Below are 19,302 nucleotides of genomic sequence, written 5' to 3'. Positions count from 1 at the left end.
AGACCCGGATCACTCGGAGGCGGACTCCGACTCCTCGGAGCCCTCGGCCTCGTCCTCGATCACGGCGAGGCTGATCTTGCCGCGGGCGTCGATCTCGCGGATCTCGACCTCGATCTTCTGGCCGACCTGGGCGACGTCCTCGACGTTGTCGACCCGCTTGCCGCCGTTGAGCTTGCGCAGCTGGGTGACGTGCAGCAGGCCGTCCTTGCCCGGGGTGAGCGAGACGAAGGCGCCGAAGTCGACCACGCGCACCACGGTGCCGAGGTAGCGCTCGCCGACCTCGGGGACCATCGGGTTGGCGATGGCGTTCACGGCGGCGCGGGCGGCCTCCGCGGAGGGGCCGTCGGTGGCGCCGATGTAGACGGTGCCGTCGTCCTCGATGGTGATGTCGGCGCCGGTGTCGTCCTGGATCTGGTTGATCATCTGGCCCTTGGGGCCGATGACCGCACCGATCTTGTCGACGGGGATGGTCACCGCGAGCACGCGGGGGGCGTGCGGGCTCATCTCGTCGGGGGTGTCGATGGCCTCGCCCAGCACACCCAGGATGTGCAGGCGGGCCTCGCGGGCCTGGGACAGCGCGGCGGTCAGCACGGAGGCCGGGATGCCGTCGAGCTTGGTGTCCAGCTGGATCGCGGTGACGAACTCGGAGGTGCCGGCCACCTTGAAGTCCATGTCGCCGAAGGCGTCCTCGGCGCCGAGGATGTCGGTCAGCGCCGCGTAGCGGGTCTCACCACCGACCTGGTCGGAGACCAGGCCCATGGCGATGCCGGCCACCGGGGCCTTCAGCGGCACGCCGGCGTTCAGCAGCGCCAGGGTGGAGGCGCAGACCGAGCCCATGGAGGTGGAGCCGTTGGAGCCGAGGGCCTCGGAGACCTGACGGATCGCGTAGGGGAACTCCTCGCGGCTGGGCAGCACCGGCACGATGGCGCGCTCGGCGAGCATGCCGTGGCCGATCTCGCGGCGCTTCGGGGAGCCGACGCGGCCGGTCTCGCCGGTGGAGTACGGCGGGAAGTTGTAGTGGTGGATGTAGCGCTTGCGGTCGACCGGGCCGAGCGAGTCGATCTGCTGCTCCATCTTGAGCATGTTCAGCGTGGTGACGCCCAGGATCTGGGTCTCGCCGCGCTGGAACAGGGCGGAGCCGTGCACGCGGGGCAGCACCTCGACCTCGGCGGAGAGCTGGCGGATGTCGCGCAGGCCGCGGCCGTCGATGCGCACGCCCTCGGTGAGGATCTTCTGGCGCACGAGCTTCTTGGTCAGGGCGCGGTAGGCACCGGTGACCTCCTTCTCGCGGCCGGCCAGGGCGGCGCCCTCGGCGGTCAGCTCGGCCTGGACCTCGGCGAGCAGCTCCTCGGTGCGCTCCTCGCGCTCGGTCTTGCCCGCGATGGACATGACCTGGCCGAGGCGCTCGGAGGCGGCGCCGGACACGATCTCGTAGGCGTCGTCCTGGTAGTCCAGGAACAGGGGGAACTCGCGGACCGGCTTGGCGGCGGTCTTGGCCAGCTCCTGCTGGGCTTCGCACAGGGTGCGGATGAACACCTTGGCGGCGTCCAGGCCCTCGGCGACGACCTCCTCGGTGGGGGCGATGGCGCCCTGCTCGGAGATGAGGTTCCAGGAGTGGTCGGTGGCCTCGGCCTCGACCATCATGATGGCGACGTCGTCCTCGACGATCCGGCCGGCGACGACCATCGAGAAGACGGCCTCGTCGAGCTGGGTGAAGGTCGGGAAGGCGACCCACTGGCCGCCCTGAACGGTCGGCATCAGGGCGATGCGGACGGCGCCGATGGGGCCGGAGAAGGGCAGACCGGAGATCTGGGTGGAGGCGGAGGCGCCGTTGATGCCGACGACGTCGTAGGCGTCGTCGGGGTTGCAGGCCATCACGGTGAGGACGACCTGGACCTCGTTGCGCAGGCCCTTGACGAAGGCCGGGCGCAGCGGGCGGTCGGTGAGGCGGGCGGCGAGGATCGCGTCGGTGCCGGGGCGGCCCTCGCGACGGAAGAAGGAGCCGGGGATGCGGCCGGCGGCGTACATCCGCTCCTCGACGTCCACCGTCAGCGGGAAGAAGTCGAACTGGTCCTTGGGCTTGTTGGACACCGCGGTGGCCGAGAAGACCATCGTGTCGTCGTCGAGGTAGACGGAGACGGCGCCGGCGGCCTGCTGGGCGAGCCGGCCGGTCTCGAATCGCACCTCGCGGCGACCGAAGGAGCCGTTGTCGATGACGGCGGTGGTGGCGGTGATGTCAGGGCCTTCCATGGCCATGGGGTTCTCCTTGGTGAAGGGGGTGCCCCGGCCGGTGCGGCCTTCGTCAGTCATCCGCGGGGCGGGATCCGGGGATCCCTTCCGCAGGTCACTGCCGAGGACCGAACTCGGTGGGGCGGGTGGTCGTGGGCGCTGCGGGCCGTGCGGCCCGGGCCCGTGCCCGACCGGGTCGGCGGGCACATGCAACCGCCGCCCGCCCGAGGGGCGAGCGGCGGAGGGGGTCAACGGCGGATGCCGAGACGCTTGATCAGCGAGCGGTAGCGCTCGATGTCGACACGCTGCAGGTACTGCAGCAGGCGCTTGCGCTGACCGACCATCAGCATCAGACCACGACGGGTGTGGTGGTCGTGCTTGTGGGTCTTCAGGTGCTCGGTCAGGTAGGTGATGCGGTGGGTGAGCAGCGCGATCTGGACCTCGGGGGAACCGGTGTCGCCCTCGGTGGTCCCGTACTCCTTGATGATCTCCTGCTTGGTGGCGGTGTCGAAGGCCATGGCTCTCCTGAAATCGTTGCGCGGCGCCCGGATCCTGCTGACCCGGGCTCTCTGGGCGAGCGGTCGCATCCCTGAGGGCACCCGCGCCGGGGTGCGCCTCCCGATCGGGGAGGGTGTGCACGAGGCGGTGGATGCCGGTGACGGGTGCGGGATCGCTCTCCGCGGCCGTTCTGACGGCGGGACGAGGATATCAGTCGGCCTGTGCGGGCCGGGAGTCCGCCTCGGCGAGAGTGCGCCGGGTCACCTCGACGTCGTGGTGCATCTGGGCGACCAGGCTGTCGATGCCGTCGAACTTCAGGGTGGGGCGCTGGAAGTCGACCAGCTCGAGACGCACGGTGTCGCCGTAGAGGTCCAGGGTGTGGTCGTCGTGCACGTAGGCCTCGACGGTGCGGGCGGGCACGCCCTCGGCGGCGAAGGTGGGGTTGGTGCCGATGGAGACGGTGGCGGGCACGCCGGCCAGCGGCGATGTGCCGGCATGGGTGGGGTCCTGGTCGATCACCGTGAGGTAGGCCGCGTAGACGCCGTCCGCGGGCACCAGGCCCTGGGGCTCGGGGCCGAGATTCGCGGTGGGGAAGCCCAGCTCACGGCCGCGTCGGAACCCGTGGTGGACGACGTCGGTGACGGTGTGCAGGCGGCCGAGCATCGCGTTGGCCTCGGCGACGCGACCCTCGAGCAGCAGGGAGCGGATCACGGAGGAGGAGATGCGGTCGCTGCCCTCGCCCGTGGCGCCGAGCTCCTCGACGGTGACCACATCGAAGCCGTAGCGCTCCCCCAGCTCGCGCATGGTGGAGATGTCGCCGCTGTTGGCCTTCCCGAAGCGCGCGTCCTCGCCGAGCACCACGCAGCGGGCGCCGAGGGCCTCGACCAGGAAGATCCGCACGAAGTCCTCGGCGGAGTGCTGGGCGAACTCCCAGGTGAAATCGAGATCGAGGACCCCGCCGACGCCGGAGAGCAGCAGCAGCCGGTCGCGGTCCTGATGGCCGGTCAGCAGCGGCGGATCGCCGGGGGTGTGCATGACGTGGCGCGGGTGCGGCCAGAAGGTCAGCGCCACCGGGGTGAGGGAGCGGCTGGCCGCCTGGTGCAGCAGCTGGTCCAGCACGAAGCGGTGGCCGCGATGGATGCCGTCGTAGTTGCCGATCGACACCGCGGTGGGCCCGAGGTCGGCGGGCACCTCCTGGACGGAGTGCCAGATGGGCGTGCGGCTCACGGCGGGCGGGGTCCTTCCCGGGACGGCTGGGGGGGCGACGGACGGCGGTGCGACGGGGCCGGCTGCACGACCACGGCGCACACTGTAGCCCCCTCGGCGGCTCCCCGCGGGCGTCCGGGAGGGACGGATCGTGCCCGAGCTGTGACGAACATCGGGCACAGGTGCTCTGATGCCCGGATACCTCCCTCCAGTATGGTGGCGGGAACGGCGGCACCCCGGGACCGACCCTGTCCATCTCGTGCGCGCGTCAGGGGGCGTGCGCACGGCGTGGACCCGTGGCCGCCAGGATGGGAACCACAACATGACCAACGTGACCGATCCGGCCACGGCCGGAGGGCCCTCGGGCGCCTCCCGCGGTGGTCGCCGCCGGGTCACCCTCGTGCTGCTCGCGATCGTCGCGGTGCTGGCCGTGATCCTCACCGGTGGCGCGCTGGCCTACGCCAAGCAGTTCGAGGGCAAGGCGCTCCCCGGCACCACCGTGCTCGGCCAGGACGTGTCCGGCCAGACCCCGGCGCAGATCTCGAGCATGGTCGCCGAGCGGGCGGAGGGCGTCACCGTCTCCGTCACCGCCGACGACGAGGTGCACGAGGTCTCCCTCGCCGACCTCGGGGCGAGCGTGGACGCGGATGCCACCGCTGCCGCCGCCGTCGAGCGCGAGGACGACTTCGGCGCCGTCATCTCCTCCACCTGGTCCGGGGAGCACCCCGTCGACCCGGTCGTGTCCGTCGACGAGCAGGCCGTCTCCGACTTCGCCTCCTCGCTGGTGCCCGAGGACCGCACCGACCCGGTGAACGCGTCCGTCAGCTACGACGAGGACGCCGACGAGTGGTCCGTCTCCGAGGCCACCCCGGGGCTGGGCGTCGACCCGACCGAGCTCGTCGAGACCGTGACCGCGCAGGCCGCGACCCTCTCGGACTTCTCCGTGGAGCAGCCGATCGAGGAGATCGCCCCGGCCATCACCACCGAGGAGGCCGAGGAGACCCTGGCCTCGATCGCCTCGGTGCTCGAGCAGTCCATGACCGTCACCGACCCCGAGGGCGACACGCTGGAGATCTCCTCCGAGCGCCGCAGCTCCTGGATGTCCGTCGCCGAGTCCGAGGACGGGAAGAGCCTCGAGCTCTCCGTCGACGAGGACGCCGTGCGCGAGTGGGTCTCCGAGCGCGCCGCGAAGTCCACCGTCGAGGCGAAGGACGGCATCGAGCAGGTCGACGCCGACGGCGAGGTCGTCGAGGTGGTCGCCGAGAAGACCGATGGCCTCGAGGTGACCAACACCGATGCCGTCGCCGATCAGCTGATCGAGGCGCTGAAGGGCACCACCGCCCTGGAGGCCACCTTCGAGTCCCGCACCGTCGAGGCGGACGTCGAGCAGGTCGCCGCCCCCGAGGAGGAGGACGAGGCCACCGAGGAGGAGTCCTCCGAGGAGGAGGCCACCACCGAGGACGAGGAGGAGGCGACCCCGACCGGTGAGAAGTGGATCGACGTGAACCTCTCCGACAAGAGCGTCACCGCCTACGTGGGCGACACCCCGGTGTGGGGCCCCCGCAGCATGGTGGACGGCGGCGAGGGCTACGAGACGGTCACCGGCACCTACGAGATCTACCTGCGCTACGACATGCAGGACATGACCAACGCGTCCCGCTACGACGAGGACGACGAGGAGTACTACTACACCGAGGACGTCCCCTGGGTGCAGTACTTCCACGGGGGCTACGGCTTCCATGGCGCCCCGTGGCGCTCGTCCTTCGGCTACTCGGGCTCGCACGGCTGCATCAACCTGCCGGTGTCCGACGCCAAGTGGCTGTACGACTGGGCCGGGATCGGTGTCCGGGTGGAGTCGCACTACTGAGCGACCGCCCCCGGAGCCGGCCCCGCCGGTGAGCACGAGCAAGGCCCCGTCCGATGATCGGACGGGGCCTTGCTCGTGCCCGGGATGTTGCCGGGGGCGAAGCTCAGCAGCGGGCGTCGACGGGGACCACGAGCTGCGGCTTCCAGCGCCGACCCTCGGGGCGCAGCACGGCGCACAGCGCACCGTCGGCGGCGAGGGCGGCGACGGCCTCCTCCTCGCGGTGCCGGGGCAGCGGCGCAGGGGCGGGCTCGACGGTGCGGGGGATGCGGCGGCCGTCCGCGAGGTCGGCGGCGCCGGCCGCATCGACGGGAACGGTCGGCAGCACCGCGGCGGCGGTCTCCCCGAGCCCCCGCAGCGGCAGCGGCACGTCGTCGCCCTCTCCGCGGGCGGGCACGTGCAACCCGTCCGCGACGGCGAAGGGGCCGACGGCGGTGCGGCGCAGCGCGGTGAGGTGCCCGCCGAGGCCGAGGGCGTCCCCGAGGTCGCGGGCCAGCGCCCGCACGTAGGTCCCGGACGAGCAGGTGACGGTGACGTCGAGGTCCGTGAACGGCCCCTCGCGGCGGCTCCCGTGCACGGTCAGCTCGGCGATGCGGACGGGGCGGGCGGCGAGCTCGACGTCCTCCCCCGCCCGGGCGCGGGCGTAGGCGCGCTTCCCGTCGACCTTGATCGCGGAGACGGTGGAGGGCACCTGCAGGATGTCCCCGCGCAGGCCCTCCAGCGCCGCCTCGAGGGCGGCGGGGTCGATCCCGGCGGTGTCGCGGGGATCGCCGATCGCCTCGCCCTCGCGGTCGTCGGTGGTGGTCGCCTGCCCGAGGCGGATGGTCGCGGTGTAGGTCTTGTCCAGGCCCACCAGGTAGGTCAGCAGCCGGGTGCCCTGGCCGACGCCGAGCAGCAGCAGCCCGGTGGCCATCGGGTCCAGGGTGCCGGCGTGGCCGACCTTCTTGGTGCCCAGCAGCCACCGCACCCGGGCCACCACGTCGTGGCTGGTGCGGTCCGGGGCCTTGTCGACCAGGAGGATGCCGTGGGAGGCGCTCACGCGCGGGGCTCCGCGCCGTCCTCCTGGTCGTCCTCGTCGAGGTCCTCGTCCTCGTCGCGGGGCGCCCTGTAGGGGTCGGCCTCACCGGCGTAGGCGGCGCCCTCCTTGGTGCGGGCCAGCTCCTCGTCGCGGCTGCGGGCGGTGACCAGCAGGTCCTCGATGGCGCGGGCGTTCTCCGGCACCGCGTCGGGCACGAACTCGAGGGTGGGGGTCAGGCGCACGCCGGTCTGACGGCCGACCTCGCGGCGCAGCATGCCGGTGGCGCTGGCCAGCGCCGCGGCGGTGCCCTCGCGGTCCTCGTCCCCGCCGAACACGGTGTAGAAGATGGTGGCGTGCTGGAGGTCGCCCGTCACGCGCACCTCGGTGACGGTGACGCTACCGAGCCGCGGGTCCTTCACCCGGGTGTCGAGCATGGTGGCGACGATCTGCTGGATGCGGCCGGCGAGGCGTCGGGCGCGGGGGTTCTCGGTCATGCGGGGTCCTCCTGATCGGGACGGGTGAGCGGGGTGCGGCCGAGCGCCTCGAGCTGCTCGCGCCGCGGGTGGCGGGCGGGGACCGCGAGCAGCACGTCGCGGTCGATGGACTGGTCCACGCGGTGGCGGAAGGCGCCGTCGGCGCTGACCAGGCGGAGGTCGGCGGCGGCGAGGGCGTCCGCCGCCTGCTGGTGGTCGAGGGTGTGGCGGTTGGCGGCCAGGGCCACGGCGCCGCCCTCACGCAGCAGCCCGGCCCAGACGGGGGCGAGCTCGGCGAGCAGCTCCCGCGGGGAGCGCTCCCAGCGTTCGCGGCCCTTCGAGCCGTGCTGCACGCCGTAGGGCAGGTCCGCGACGATCACGTCGAGGGAGCGGGCGGGCAGCAGCTCACCGAGGCGACGGGCGTCGCAGCCCAGCACGGTGAGCGACTGGCCCTCGCCGGCCTTCTGGGCCTGTTTGTCGGGGGCGAGCTCCACGTCGAGGCGGCGGCCCAGGCGCCGACCGTGCAGGCTCAGTGCGCCCTCCTCGAGGCGGTGCTTGAAGCGGTGAGTGCGCAGCCAGGTGGCGAGGGTCGTGCGATAGGCCTCGACGTCGCCGGCGTCGATCTCGGCCCCGATCGGGCTGAGACCGAGCCGCAGGGCCCGGCTGAGAGTGGTGCCGCGGCCGCACATGGGGTCCAGCAGGTCCAGCTCCCCCGTCAGCAGCCGCTCGCCCCGCGTGGAGAGGGCGGCGGCGAGGTTCACCAGCAGCGCGGTGAACTGCTCGTTGGTCTTGCCGGGGTAGCGCTGCACCGTCTCCAGGTCGTCGGGGTGGCGCAACGCGGCGGGGACCTCCAGGGGGCGCAGCAGCGGTGCCCCGCCCTGCTCGTCCTCCCGCACGACCTCGAGCAGGCCGTGGCTGGCCGAGAGCCGTCCCAGCCAGCGCAGGGTCCGCTCCCGCTCCGCCTCGTCGTCGGCGTCCGGCAGGGTCACCTCGAGGGCGTCCATGCCGGAGACGAGACGCTCCCGCACCGTCGGGGCCTGGCCGCCGGTGCGGGCGCCGAGCACCCAGTGCGCCTCGGCGTGCGAGAGCGCCCCGGCCGACCGCGTGTACACGCGATTGGTCGAGGGCGCTCTCAGCACGAGGACGGTGCTCGTCATGGGGTTCCGTTCCCGGGGGCCGGCCGGGCCACCGTGGTGGCGGCCCGGCCGGCCAGGGGATCAGCTGCGGGGCTTCTCCCGCGTCTCGTAGGTCGTGATGACGTCCTCGAGCTGCAGGTCGTTGAAGGACCCCAGGTTGATGCCGCACTCGAAGCCCTCGCGGACCTCGGTGACATCGTCCTTGAAGCGGCGCAGACCGGCGATCTCGATGTTCTCGGTGACCACCACGCCGTTGCGGGTGATGCGCGCCTTCGTGCCGCGGCGGATGGTGCCGCTGCGGACGATGGAGCCGGCGATGTTGCCGAACTTCGAGGAGCGGAAGATCTCGCGGATCTCGGCGGACCCGGTCTCGACCTCCTCGTACTCCGGCTTGAGCATGCCCTTGAGCGCCTGCTCGATCTCCTCGATGGCCCGGTAGATCACGCTGTAGTACTTGATCTCCACGCCCTCGCGGTCGGCGTAGTCCGCGTTCGGACCCTCGGCCCGCACGTTGTAGCCGATGATCACCGCGTCGGAGGCGACCGCCAGGTTGATGTTGTTCATCGTGATGGCGCCGACACCGCGGTCGATGATCCGCAGCTGGACCTCCTCGCCGACGTCGATGCCGAGCAGCGACTCCTCGAGCGCCTCGACCGCGCCGGCCGCGTCGCCCTTGAGGATGAGGTTGAGCGTCTCGACCTTTCCGGCCGCCATGTGCTCGGTGATGTCCTCGAGGGAGATCCGCTTGCGGGCCTTGGACAGCGAGGCGGCGCGCTGGGCGGCCTCCCGCTTCTCGGCGATCTGGCGCGCGGTGCGCTCGTCCTGGGCGACCAGGAAGTTGTCACCGGCGCCGGGCACCGAGGTCAGGCCGAGCACCTGCACGGGACGGGACGGACCCGACTCCTGCACTGGCGAGCCGTTCTCGTCGAGCATCGCGCGGACACGGCCGTGGCCGGTGCCGCACACGATCGCGTCGCCGACCCGCAGGGTGCCCTGCTGCACGAGCACCGTGGCGACCGGGCCGCGACCGCGGTCCAGGTTCGCCTCGATGGCCACGCCGCGGGCGTCCTTGTCGGGGTTGGCCCGCAGGTCGAGGGAGGCGTCCGCGGTGAGCAGGACGGCCTCCAGCAGCGCGTCGATGTTCTGGTTCTCCCGTGCGGATACGTCCACGAACATCGTCTCGCCGCCGTACTCCTCGGCGATCAGGTTGTACTCGGTGAGCTGCTGACGGATCTTCTGGGGGTTCGCACCCTCCTTGTCGATCTTGTTCACCGCGACCACGATCGGCACGTCGGCCGCCTGGGCGTGGTTCAGCGCCTCGATGGTCTGGGGCATCACGCCGTCATCGGCCGCGACCACGAGGATCGCGATGTCGGTGACGTCGGCACCACGGGCACGCATGGCGGTGAACGCCTCGTGGCCGGGGGTGTCGATGAAGGTCAGGGCGCGGTCCTGGCCCTCGTGCTCCACATCGACCTGGTAGGCGCCGATGTGCTGGGTGATGCCGCCGGCCTCGCCCGCGGCGACCTTGGCGCTGCGGATGGTGTCCAGCAGACGCGTCTTGCCGTGGTCGACGTGGCCCATGACGGTGACGACAGGCGAGCGCGGCAGGCGGTCCGCATCGTCCTCGTCGGCGAGCTCCTGGTCGAGGTCGATGTCGAACTGCTCGAGCAGCTCGCGCTCCTCGTCCTCCGGGGAGACGATCTCGATCTTGTAGCCGAGCTCCTCGCCCAGCAGACCGAAGGTGTCCTCGTTCAGGGACTGGGTGGCCGTGGCCATCTCGCCCATCGCGAAGAGCACGGTGATCAGCGAGGCGGGGTTGACGTCGATGCGGTCGGCGAAGTCGGTCAGCGAGGCGCCGCGACGCAGACGGATCGTCGCGCCGTTGCCGCGCGGGATCGAGACGCCGCCCGGCGCCGGGGCCTGCTGCTGCTCGAACTCCTGACGCTTCGCGCGCTTCGACTTGCGGGAGCGCGCGGGCTTGCCGCCGCGCCCGAAGGCGCCCTGGGTGCTGCCGCGACCGCCGCGACCGCCACGGGGGCCGCCACCGCCGCCGGGGCCGCCGCCACCGGGGCCGCCGCCGGGACGGGCACCGCCACGACCGCCGCCACGGGGTCCGCCGCCGCCCTGCTTGGCGTCGGCGAGGCCGCCGCTGGAGTGCTGGCGCATGATGCCGGGGGTGGGCATGCCGGGACGGGGGGCGCGCTGGCCGCCGCCCTGACCGCCACCCTGGCCCTGGCCGCCCTGGCCCTGACCGGTGCCCTGCTGGCCGCCGGGACGGGGGCCGCCGGGACGCTGGCCGGGACGGGGCATGCCCTGGGAGCTGGCGAAGGGGTTGTTGCCGGGACGGGCGCTGCCGCCGTCACGGCCGCCCTGTCGGCCGCCGCCCTGGCGACCGCCGGGGCGCTGACCGGGACGGGGCATGCCCTGCGAGGTCGCGAAGGGGTTGTTGCCGGGGCGGGCACCGCCGGGCTTGGGCGCGGCGGGACGCTCCCCGCCGGGCTTGGGCGCGGAGGGGCGCTCCTCGGAGGCGGGCGCGGCGGGCTCGGAGGCCGGGACCTCGCTGCTCGCCGGGGTCTCCGCCGGGGCGGACTCGGCCTGCGTGGCCGGCTTCGCCCCGGGCTTGGGGGCGCCGCCGGGCTTCGGGCCGGTGGGCTTCGAGGAGGGCTCCTCCTCGGAGGCGGGTGCCGCCGCAGGGGCGGGCTTCTCGGCCGGCGCGCTCTCGGCGGCCGCGGGCTCGGAGGCCTTCGCGGCGGCCGGCTTGGCGCCGGACTTGGGGGTGCTGGGGGCGCCGCCGGGGGCGGCGGGCGCGTCGGCCTTCGGCGCGGGGAACTCCCCGCGGAGGCGACGGGCGACGGGTGCCTCGATGGTCGACGAGGCGGAGCGAACGAACTCGCCCATGTCCTGCAGTTTCTGCAGAACGACCTTGCTCGGCTGTCCGAGCTCCTTGGCGAGCTCGTGGACGCGGACCTTAGCCACAATTCTCCTGTCCCGGTCCGGCCGACAAGAGGGCGCGGACCATTAGTTCCTGAGGGTGCTCATAGGTGAGTACTCATCGGATGTCCATGTGTTCTTCTACCTGTTCCACGGGATGGTGGGCTCGTACTGCTGGAGGTCGCCGGTGAGGGCACCGGCATCGACCCTGCCCCGGAAGGACCGGGCGAGGCCGCCCCGCCGCAGGGCGAGGTCGAGGCACGATGCGTCACGGTGGAGCCAGGCCCCGCGTCCCGAGGCGGCCCCGGTGGGGTCGAGTCGGACGCGCGGCGCACTCCCGTCGGGAGTCTCCTCCCGGACCAGACGCACCAGCTGCGCGCGCGGCGCTGTCTGCCGACAGCCGACGCACGTGCGTTCGGGACGGTGGGGTGAGGGGCTCTGCATGGCCGCTCCTCCTCCATCCCGGACGTCCTCCCGGGTCCGCGCGACCCCCGGAGGGAGCGCCGCCGACCTGGATGGACAGCCGGTTCAGTGTAGCCGACCTCCGCCGGGCGCCGCGCACCGGGGAGGCGTGGGACACACCCGATTCGCCCGGGGCGGACGCGCCCGGCGGACACCCCGGCGACCCGGGACGCGCCCGGGCGCGGGTGGTGCCGCGGACGCTCAGTGCCCTGTTCAGTCCCCGGTGGGCTCCTCGTCGGGGCGGATGTCGATCTTCCAGCCGGTGAGCTTCGCGGCCAGGCGCGCGTTCTGCCCGTCCTTGCCGATGGCGAGGGAGAACTGGGCGGCCGGCACCGTGGCCCGCACCGCGCGGGCGACCTCGTCGATCACCACGACGCTGGAGATCTTCGCCGGGGAGAGCGCGTTGGTGACGTAGGCCGCGGGGTCCTCGTCGAAGTCGACGATGTCGATCTTCTCGCCATTGAGCTCGTTCATCACCGAGCGCACGCGGGAGCCCATCGGGCCGATGCAGGCGCCCTTGGCGTTCAGCCCCGGCACGGTGGCGCGGACGGCCATCTTGGTGCGGTGCCCGGCCTCGCGGGCCACGCCCGCGATCTCCACGCTGCCGTCGGCCACCTCGGGCACCTCGAGCGCGAAGAGCTGGCGCACCAGGTTGGGGTGGGAGCGGGACAGGGTGATCTGCGGGCCCTTGGGGCCGCGGCGGGTCTCGGTGACGTAGGCGCGCAGGCGGCGGCCGTGGGTGTAGTCCTCCCCCGGCACCCGTTCGTGCGGGGGCAGCACGGCCTCCACGTCCCCGAGGTCCACCAGCACCATCCGGGGGTCACGGCCCTGCTGGATGACGCCGGAGACGATGTCGTCGGCCCGGTCGGCGTAGACGCCGAGCACGGCCTCGTCCTCGAGGTCCCGGATGCGCTGGAAGATCACCTGGCGGGCGGTGGAGGCGGCGACGCGGCCGAAGTTCTCGGGGGTGTCGTCCCATTCCTCGACGACGGTGCCCTCGCTGTCGGTCTCGCGGGCGAGCACCCGCACCTCGCCGGTGCGCTCGTCGATGATCACCTCGGAGTCCCGCACCGGGTGGTCGGTGTGCAGGTAGGCGGCGTGCAGCGCGGTGCGGATCGCGTCCAGCAGCACGGGCAGGCGGATGTCCCGCTCCCGCTCGAGGGCGCGCAGGGCGCTCATGTCGATGTCCATCTCAGCTCTCCTGCTCGTCGTTCTCGGCCTCGGCGATCAACGCCTCGAGGTCCTCCGGCGGGTCGAACTCGACCTCGACCCGGGCATGCTCGACGTCGTCCACCGAGATCTCCAGGCGGTCGGGCGCGCCCTTCGGCAGCTTCACGGGGCGACCCTTCTCGTCCCGGCCCGGCTCGGGGCGCAGCACCAGGGTGCCGTCCTCGCGCACGGCGAGCATCCGTGCGCGGTGCACCTCGCCGTCGTGGCGGGAGAGCACCAGCAGGCGCCCACGGGCGCGTCGGAAGTGACGGGCGGCCGTCAGCGGACGGTCCACGCCGGGGGTCGTCACCTCGAGCACGGCCGGGTCCGGGCCGAGCAGGGAGTCATCGGCGTCGATGACCGCGTTCAGATCGGTGGTGGCGGCGGCCACCGCGTCGAGGTCGGCGCTGCCGAGACGGTCCTCGGGGAGGTCCACCACCAGGGAGACCTCGGGGCCGCCGGGACGGGGCCGCACCACCAGTTCCTCGAGGACGAGATCGTGCTGGGACAGCACGGACCGGGCGGCCTCCTGCAGGGCAGGGTGGGCGTCGGCTCCACTCATCGCTCGCTCACCTCCTGCCTATGGACTTGTCGGGGCCGGCGGGGCATGCGCCGGGATGCCCTCCAGGATAGAGCGGCGGGGGCGCGCGATGTCGCCCCGGGACGGGCCGATGCGAGAATCATCCCGTGTCCGGTCCCCGCCCCCTGCCGTCCCCGCCTGTCCCCTCCGCTCCGCCCGCCGAGTGCTCGCACCCCGTCCCGGCCACCCGGTCCCTGGTGCCACGGCGCGGGCTGCTGCTGGGCGGCGCGCTGCTGGCCCTGGCGGGCTGCGGGCAGGTGGAGCTCGGCGGCCCGGCCGCCTACACCCCTCCCCCGCCGGGCATCGACGACATCTACCGCGCCGAGCTGCTCGCCCTGCTGGACGCGGCGCGCGCGGCCGCCGACGGCCTGGAGGACCCCGGGGGCGCCGACGCCGAGGCGACGGCCGCCGCGGTCGAGGGCCTGGCCGCGGCCCTGCCGGTGCAGCGGGCCGCGCTGCTGACCGGCGCGGAGTCGGAGACGGAGGACGGTGAGCGGACCGGGTCCGCGGCGGGCGCCTCCCCCACCGAGGTGGCCGCCGACGTGCCCGGGCTGCTGGCGCTGCTGCTGGAGCTGCGCGAGCTCACCACCGATGCGGCCCGGCAGGTCTCCGGCTCCCTCACCCGGCCGGTCGCCGCGATCGGCGCGCACATCCAGTGGGCCGCCCTGCGCCTGGCCGCCGCCAGCGGCGAGGGCGAATGGTCCGCCCCGCGGGAGGCGGAGGACATCGAGCCCGCCCGGGAGGTGCCGGAGACGGACCCGCCCTCGATCGGCGCCGAGTCCGACTACCACCTGACCCTTGAGCAGGCCCAGCAGGAGGAGTGGTACGCGGGGTACGTGCACGAGGTGCTCGCCGCCCGCAGCGAGGACTCCGTCCGCGAGGACCACGAGCAGGCCGCCGCCCTGCACCGGGAGCGGGCCGAGCAGCTCGCCGCGATCGCCGAGCAGGACGGCGGTCCGGTCGTGACCCGCGCCGCCGTCTACGCCCTGCCCACGGAGCCGCTGGACGAGGCGACGGCCGCGCAGCTGCCCACCCAGGTGGCGCAGTCCCTGCTCACCGCCCAGCTGGCCCTGGCGGGCGCGGCGCCCTTCGGGCGGCGCCCGCTGCCGATCGCGGCCTCCCTGCAGGAGGCGGGGACCCTCGCGGGGCTGGTGGGCGAGCTGGACCCGCTGCCCTCCCTCGCGGTGGACGAGGAGCTGGCCGCCTCGGACCGCGGCGCCTGAGCGACGGCCCCTCGCGGCGGTGCCCGGCGGGGCCGACCGCCGGGCATCAGCGGGTCGCGGGGGTCAGCTCTCGACGCGGGCGCGGACGGTCTCGACCACCTGCGTGGGGGCGACCTCCTCGACGGTGCCGTCGGCGCGCTCGCGCACCTCGACGATGCCGCCGGCCAGGCCCCGGCCGACGATCACGGAGGTGGGGATTCCCAGCAGCTCGGCGTCCTTGAACTTCACGCCCGGGGAGACCTTGGGGCGGTCGTCCAGCAGCACCTCGTAGCCGGCCTCCTCGAGGGCGGCGGCGATGCGGGCGGCCTCCTCGAACACCTCGGCGTCCTTCCCGGTGGCGAGCACGTGCACGTCCACGGGGGCGACCGAGCGCGGCCAGACCAGGCCCTTCTCGTCGTGGTAGGCCTCGGCGATGGCGGCCACGGCGCGGGTGACGCCGATCCCGTAGGAGCCCATGGTGACGGTGACGGCCTTGCCGTTCTCGTCGAGCACCTTGAGGTCCAGCGCCTCGGCGTACTTCCGGCCGAGCTGGAAGATGTGCCCCATCTCCATGCCGCGGGTCAGGCGCAGCGGGCCGGAGCCGTCGGGGGCCGGGTCGCCGTCGTGCACGGCGGCCGCCTCGATGGTGCCGTCGGCGGTGAAGTCGCGGCCGTAGACCAGGTCGTAGACGTGCCGGTCGGCCTCGCCGGCGCCGGCGACCCAGCGGGTGCCGGGCACGACGCGCGGGTCGACCAGGTAGCGGATCTTGGAGGGGGCGTCCAGGCCCAGCCCGGCGGGGCCGATGAATCCCTTGCGCAGCACCGGGTGGCGCCCGAAGTCCTCCTCGGTGAATGCGGTGGCGATCGCCGGGGCGACCGCGGTCTCCAGGCGCTTGGGGTCGACCTCGCGGTCGCCGGGCAGGGCGATCACGAGCGGCTCGGTGCTGCCGTCGGGGTGCGTGAGCAGGTAGACGAGGTGCTTGAGCATCTCGTAGCGGGTCCAGGTGCCGTCCTCGGTGGTGGTGCCCAGGCCCGGGAAGGCGTGGTTGGAGAACTCGGTGAGGGCGGCGATGGTGCTCGCGCCCGGGGTGTCCTCGACGTGGGAGGCCGGCAGGGCGGCGATATCATCCTCGCCCAGCGCGGCGGGGGCGACGGTGGTGACGGCCTCGACGTTCGCGGCGTAGCCGCCCTCGGAGACCACGAAGGTGTCCTCGCCGATGGGGGTGGGGTGGAGGAACTCCTCGGAGCGGGAGCCGCCCATCGCCCCGGCGTCGGCCTGGCAGATCACGGTGGGCAGGCCGAGGCGGTCGAAGGTGCGCTGGTAGGCGCCGCGCTGCTTCTCGTAGGAGCGGTCCAGGCCCTCGTCGGAGACGTCGAAGGAGTAGGCGTCCTTCATCACGAACTCGCGCACCCGCAGCAGGCCGGCCCGCGGGCGGGCCTCGTCGCGGTACTTGGTCTGGACCTGGTACAGCATGACCGGCAGGTCCTTGTACGAGTTGAACAGGTCCTTCACCGCGAGGGCGAACATCTCCTCGTGGGTGGGGGCCAGCAGGTAGTCGGCCTGCTTGCGGTCGTGCAGGCGGAACAGGGTGGGGCCGTACTCCTCCCAGCGCCCGGTGGCCTCGTAGGGCTCGCGCGGCTGCAGCGCGGAGAACAGCAGCTCCTGACCGTCGATGCGGTCCTGCTCCTCGCGCACGATCTGCTCGACCTTGCGCATCACCCGCAGACCCAGCGGCAGCCAGGTGTACACGCCCGGCGCGGAGCGGCGGATGTACCCGGCGCGCACCAGCAGCTTGTGGCTGGCGACCTCGGCGTCCGACGGGTCCTCGCGCAGGGTGCGGATGAAGGAGGAGGACATGCGGATCATGGAGGAGCCTTTCGGACGGTGGGGCAGCCGCCGCGTCATGGCGCGGGTATCCGACCCATCGTACTGGTCAGGGACTGGTCCGTTCGCCGGGTCCGCGGGCATTCCTCCCGTGCCCCCACGCACGCGCCGGGGCGGCCTGTGCCACGCCGCGGCGGCGCCGTCGCGGGCTCACCCCGGGCACGCCCCCCGCGCGGCCACTCCCCTCGTGGGCCGTAGGCTGGTCCGCGCCCGCCTGCCGTCCGGCAGGGGTGGGGCACGAGCTGAGGCAGGAGGGGCGATGGCCGGCATGTCGAGACCGGGCCGAGGGTCCGCGCCCCGCGCCTCGACGCCCCCGGAGCCCGAACCGCAGACCGACCTCGCGAGGCCAGCCCCGGCAGACCGGGCGACCCGCTCCCCGCGCCGACGCGCAGTGCTGCTGGGGGCACCCCTGCTCGCCGCAGGCCTGGGCGCGAGCGCCTGGCGGCTGCGGCACCGGGCGGTGGACCCCCGCACCGTCGTGCCGCTGTACTCCGGCACCGTGGCGATGGACGCGGACGGTCGACGCCGCCTGATCGGCGGACGCGGCGAGGGCGGCGCCCTGCACCCGGGCACGCGTCTGCTGGCGACGGTGCCCACCGGGGCGGCGGTGTCCGCCCGCGCGGAGGAGTTCGCCGCGGGCACGGCGGCCTGGCGGGAACGTCTGGACCCGGGTCGGCGGGAGCTGGCCGAGGCGGCTCTCGCGGACCTCTGGGTGCTGCAGGACGGCCTGCCCGCGCCCGTGGCGGGATGGTCCCGGAACTGGCGCTTCGTCTGGCCCCGGGACGCCGCCTTCTGCGCCGTGGCCCTGGCCCGGGTGGGGCATCGTGAACGGGCCCTGGAGGTCCTGGCGCACCTGCAGGGGCTGCAGGAGCCCGGCGCCTGGTTCGAGGCGCGCTACGTGCCGGGCACGGCGAACGCCCCCGACGGCCGTTCCCCCCAGTTCGACGGGGCGGGGCTGCTGCTGTGGGCCGCCGGAGAGGTCGTCGCGAGCCTCGACGAGGCGGCCCGATCGTCGGCGCTGACCCGGCTGGAGCCGCTGATCGACCGCTCCGGGGCCCTCCTGCACGAGACCACCCGCGGCGGCACGGTGCTGCCACCGGCCTCCCCCGACTACTGGGAGGTGCCCGAACGCACGGTCACGCTGGGGGTGGCGGCCGCGACCCTGGCGGGGCTGCGCGCCGTGGAGACGCTCGACCCGGCGGGCGCGATCGCCGCGGCGGGCTCCGCCCAGGCGCAGTCGGTCCTGCTCGGGGACACCTTCGGCGCCCGCGGCATGCAGCGCTACCCCCGCCGCGGCGGGGCGGACTCGGCGCTGGCGCTGCTGGGGGCGACCGGGGATGTCGAGCACACCGACGTCACGGCCCTGCGCGCGATGCAGCAGGAGCTGGCGCGCCACGCCGGGGGCATCGCCCCGGGCGCCCGCTGGAAGCACGACGGCATCTCCTGGACGCCCTCGACCAGCCTGCTCTGCCTGGCCTTCGCCCGCCTCGGCGCCGCGGATGACGCGGGCGGCGTGCTGGACTGGCTGGACGCCCACCGCACCTCCGAGGGCTCCCTGCCGGAGAAGGTGCTGTTCGACGGCCGCCCCGCCGCGGTCGCCCCGCTGGCCTGGACCGCCGCGAACACGCTGCTCGCCCTCGACGCGCAGCTGCCCGCCGACGCCCCCGCCTGAGCCCGTGCCCCGGTGTCCGCGAGCACGTCAGAACAGGATCGTGCTGAGCTCACCGACCTGGCGGTATCCGGCGGCGGCGTAGGCGCGGCGGGCCGCCTCGTTGTAGGCGTTGACGTAGAGGGAGACCTGCGGGGCGTGGTCGCGGCGCACCAGGGTCGCCAGCTCCGCCATCGCCGTCCGGCCCAGGCCGTGGCTGCGCCGGTCGGGCCGCACCCATACCCCGTGGATCTGCGCCACCGGACCGAACACCGCGCCGACGTCGGCCTTGAAGACCACGCGGCCCGCCTCCATCACCACGTAGGTGCGGCCCGCACGGACCAGGTCCGCGACCCGGCGGCCGTAGGAGCGTCCGCCGTCGCCACGGGTCGGGTCCATGCCCACCTCCTCGCGGAACATCGCGACCGAGGCCGGGAAGACCGCGGCCTCCTCCCCCGCCCGGGCGGGGCGCAGCCCGGCCGGTCCCGCCGAGGAGGGCTCGGGGGACTCCCCTGTGTCGGGGTCGGCGGTCGGGGCGGGATCGGCCAGCAGCAGCGGCTGGCTCCAGCGGTACTCGCGCACCTGCGGGCTCCAGGCGTCCCCGAGCGGCGCCCACAGCCGCTCCACCGCCCGGCGCGGCCCCACCACGGAGCTCGCGCGGCGCGGACCTCCGGCCAGATGGCGGCCGAAGTCCTCGAGGGCGCGGTCGGTCGCCGTGAGCGGGGAGATGTTCACCCCGTGCCAGAGCAGCCCCTCGGGTGCGCCCTCCTCCCCGGCCAGGGAGAACTCGGCGCCAGGGCTGCCGTGGCGGGTGAGGTCCAGCAGCCGGGCCCCCGCCAGGGCGTTGGCCACCGGCTCGCGCAGGGCCAGGCGGCGCGCCGTCTCCAGCTCGGCGCCGCGCAGGGCGCGCACGCGGCTCCCCCGTCGGAACATCGCCACCTCAGCGCCCCCGGACGGCC

General features: G+C 73.9%; 15 protein-coding genes. 3 read left to right on the top strand and 12 right to left on the bottom strand.

The genetic code is table 11. The features are described 5' to 3' along the window. Positions 1 to 9: 9 nt before the first annotated feature. From OM98_RS07560 to OM98_RS07550, 3 genes are all read right to left on the bottom strand, one after another. Positions 10 to 2,256 (bottom strand): polyribonucleotide nucleotidyltransferase, encoded by a 2,247-nt coding sequence (locus tag OM98_RS07560; RefSeq protein WP_083837740.1) that lies wholly within the window; start codon positions 2,254 to 2,256, stop codon positions 10 to 12. Between the two features lie 221 nt (positions 2,257 to 2,477). Then, entirely contained in the window at positions 2,478 to 2,747 is a 270-nt protein-coding gene (gene rpsO / locus OM98_RS07555; protein WP_010533999.1) for a 30S ribosomal protein S15, read from the bottom strand. 190 nt (positions 2,748 to 2,937) lie between these two features. Next, positions 2,938 to 3,954 carry a bifunctional riboflavin kinase/FAD synthetase gene (locus tag OM98_RS07550; RefSeq protein ID WP_010533998.1) on the bottom strand — a complete coding sequence of 339 codons (1,017 nt, stop codon included), beginning with the start codon at positions 3,952 to 3,954 and terminating at the stop codon, positions 2,938 to 2,940. Between the two features lie 301 nt (positions 3,955 to 4,255). Between OM98_RS07550 and OM98_RS07545 the strand changes: the two genes are divergently transcribed. Then, positions 4,256 to 5,800, top strand: a complete 1,545-nt coding sequence (locus OM98_RS07545) for a L,D-transpeptidase family protein (RefSeq protein ID WP_010533997.1) — start codon at positions 4,256 to 4,258, stop codon at positions 5,798 to 5,800. Positions 5,801 to 5,903: 103 nt separating this feature from the next. Here the strand turns inward: OM98_RS07545 and truB are convergent, their stop codons facing one another. From truB to OM98_RS07510, 7 genes are all read right to left on the bottom strand, one after another. After that, complete coding sequence (gene truB, locus OM98_RS07540; protein WP_010533996.1) at positions 5,904 to 6,836, bottom strand: tRNA pseudouridine(55) synthase TruB; 933 nt, start codon at positions 6,834 to 6,836, stop codon at positions 5,904 to 5,906. After that, on the bottom strand, positions 6,833 to 7,309 hold the full coding sequence (gene rbfA / locus OM98_RS07535; RefSeq protein WP_010533995.1) for a 30S ribosome-binding factor RbfA: 477 nt from the start codon (positions 7,307 to 7,309) through the stop codon (positions 6,833 to 6,835). The genes truB and rbfA overlap by 4 nt, the downstream gene beginning before the upstream one ends. Next, positions 7,306 to 8,445, bottom strand: a complete 1,140-nt coding sequence (locus tag OM98_RS07530) for a TRM11 family SAM-dependent methyltransferase (protein ID WP_010533994.1) — start codon at positions 8,443 to 8,445, stop codon at positions 7,306 to 7,308. The genes rbfA and OM98_RS07530 overlap by 4 nt, the downstream gene beginning before the upstream one ends. A gap of 60 nt (positions 8,446 to 8,505) precedes the next feature. Then, positions 8,506 to 11,403 carry a translation initiation factor IF-2 gene (gene infB / locus OM98_RS07525; protein ID WP_010533993.1) on the bottom strand — a complete coding sequence of 966 codons (2,898 nt, stop codon included), beginning with the start codon at positions 11,401 to 11,403 and terminating at the stop codon, positions 8,506 to 8,508. A gap of 96 nt (positions 11,404 to 11,499) precedes the next feature. Further along, positions 11,500 to 11,802, bottom strand: a complete 303-nt coding sequence (locus OM98_RS07520; RefSeq protein WP_010533992.1) for a YlxR family protein — start codon at positions 11,800 to 11,802, stop codon at positions 11,500 to 11,502. 231 nt (positions 11,803 to 12,033) lie between these two features. Beyond that, on the bottom strand, positions 12,034 to 13,011 hold the full coding sequence (gene nusA / locus OM98_RS07515; protein ID WP_010533991.1) for a transcription termination factor NusA: 978 nt from the start codon (positions 13,009 to 13,011) through the stop codon (positions 12,034 to 12,036). A 1-nt stretch (position 13,012) separates the two neighbouring features. After that, positions 13,013 to 13,591 (bottom strand): ribosome maturation factor RimP, encoded by a 579-nt coding sequence (locus OM98_RS07510; RefSeq protein ID WP_010533990.1) that lies wholly within the window; start codon positions 13,589 to 13,591, stop codon positions 13,013 to 13,015. 125 nt (positions 13,592 to 13,716) lie between these two features. Here OM98_RS07510 and OM98_RS07505 point away from each other — a divergent pair, with 125 nt between their 5' ends. Continuing rightward, complete coding sequence (locus OM98_RS07505; protein ID WP_010533989.1) at positions 13,717 to 14,832, top strand: DUF4439 domain-containing protein; 1,116 nt, start codon at positions 13,717 to 13,719, stop codon at positions 14,830 to 14,832. A gap of 63 nt (positions 14,833 to 14,895) precedes the next feature. On the opposite strand, the gene OM98_RS07500 is transcribed toward OM98_RS07505, so the two are convergent. Further along, complete coding sequence (locus tag OM98_RS07500; protein WP_029362761.1) at positions 14,896 to 16,677, bottom strand: proline--tRNA ligase; 1,782 nt, start codon at positions 16,675 to 16,677, stop codon at positions 14,896 to 14,898. Positions 16,678 to 17,086: 409 nt separating this feature from the next. On the opposite strand from OM98_RS07500, the gene OM98_RS07495 reads away from it, so the two are divergent. Beyond that, positions 17,087 to 18,367, top strand: a complete 1,281-nt coding sequence (locus OM98_RS07495; RefSeq protein WP_010533987.1) for a glycoside hydrolase family 15 protein — start codon at positions 17,087 to 17,089, stop codon at positions 18,365 to 18,367. A 27-nt stretch (positions 18,368 to 18,394) separates the two neighbouring features. On the opposite strand, the gene OM98_RS07490 is transcribed toward OM98_RS07495, so the two are convergent. Further along, entirely contained in the window at positions 18,395 to 19,255 is an 861-nt protein-coding gene (locus OM98_RS07490; RefSeq protein WP_010533986.1) for a GNAT family N-acetyltransferase, read from the bottom strand. Between the last annotated feature and the right edge of the window lie 47 nt (positions 19,256 to 19,302).

It is taken from the genome of Brachybacterium squillarum M-6-3 (assembly GCF_000225825.1).
Lineage (GTDB): Bacteria > Actinomycetota > Actinomycetes > Actinomycetales > Dermabacteraceae > Brachybacterium > Brachybacterium squillarum.
Note: the sequence above shows the minus strand (reverse complement) of the source record. Positions and strands in the feature narration are given on the sequence as shown.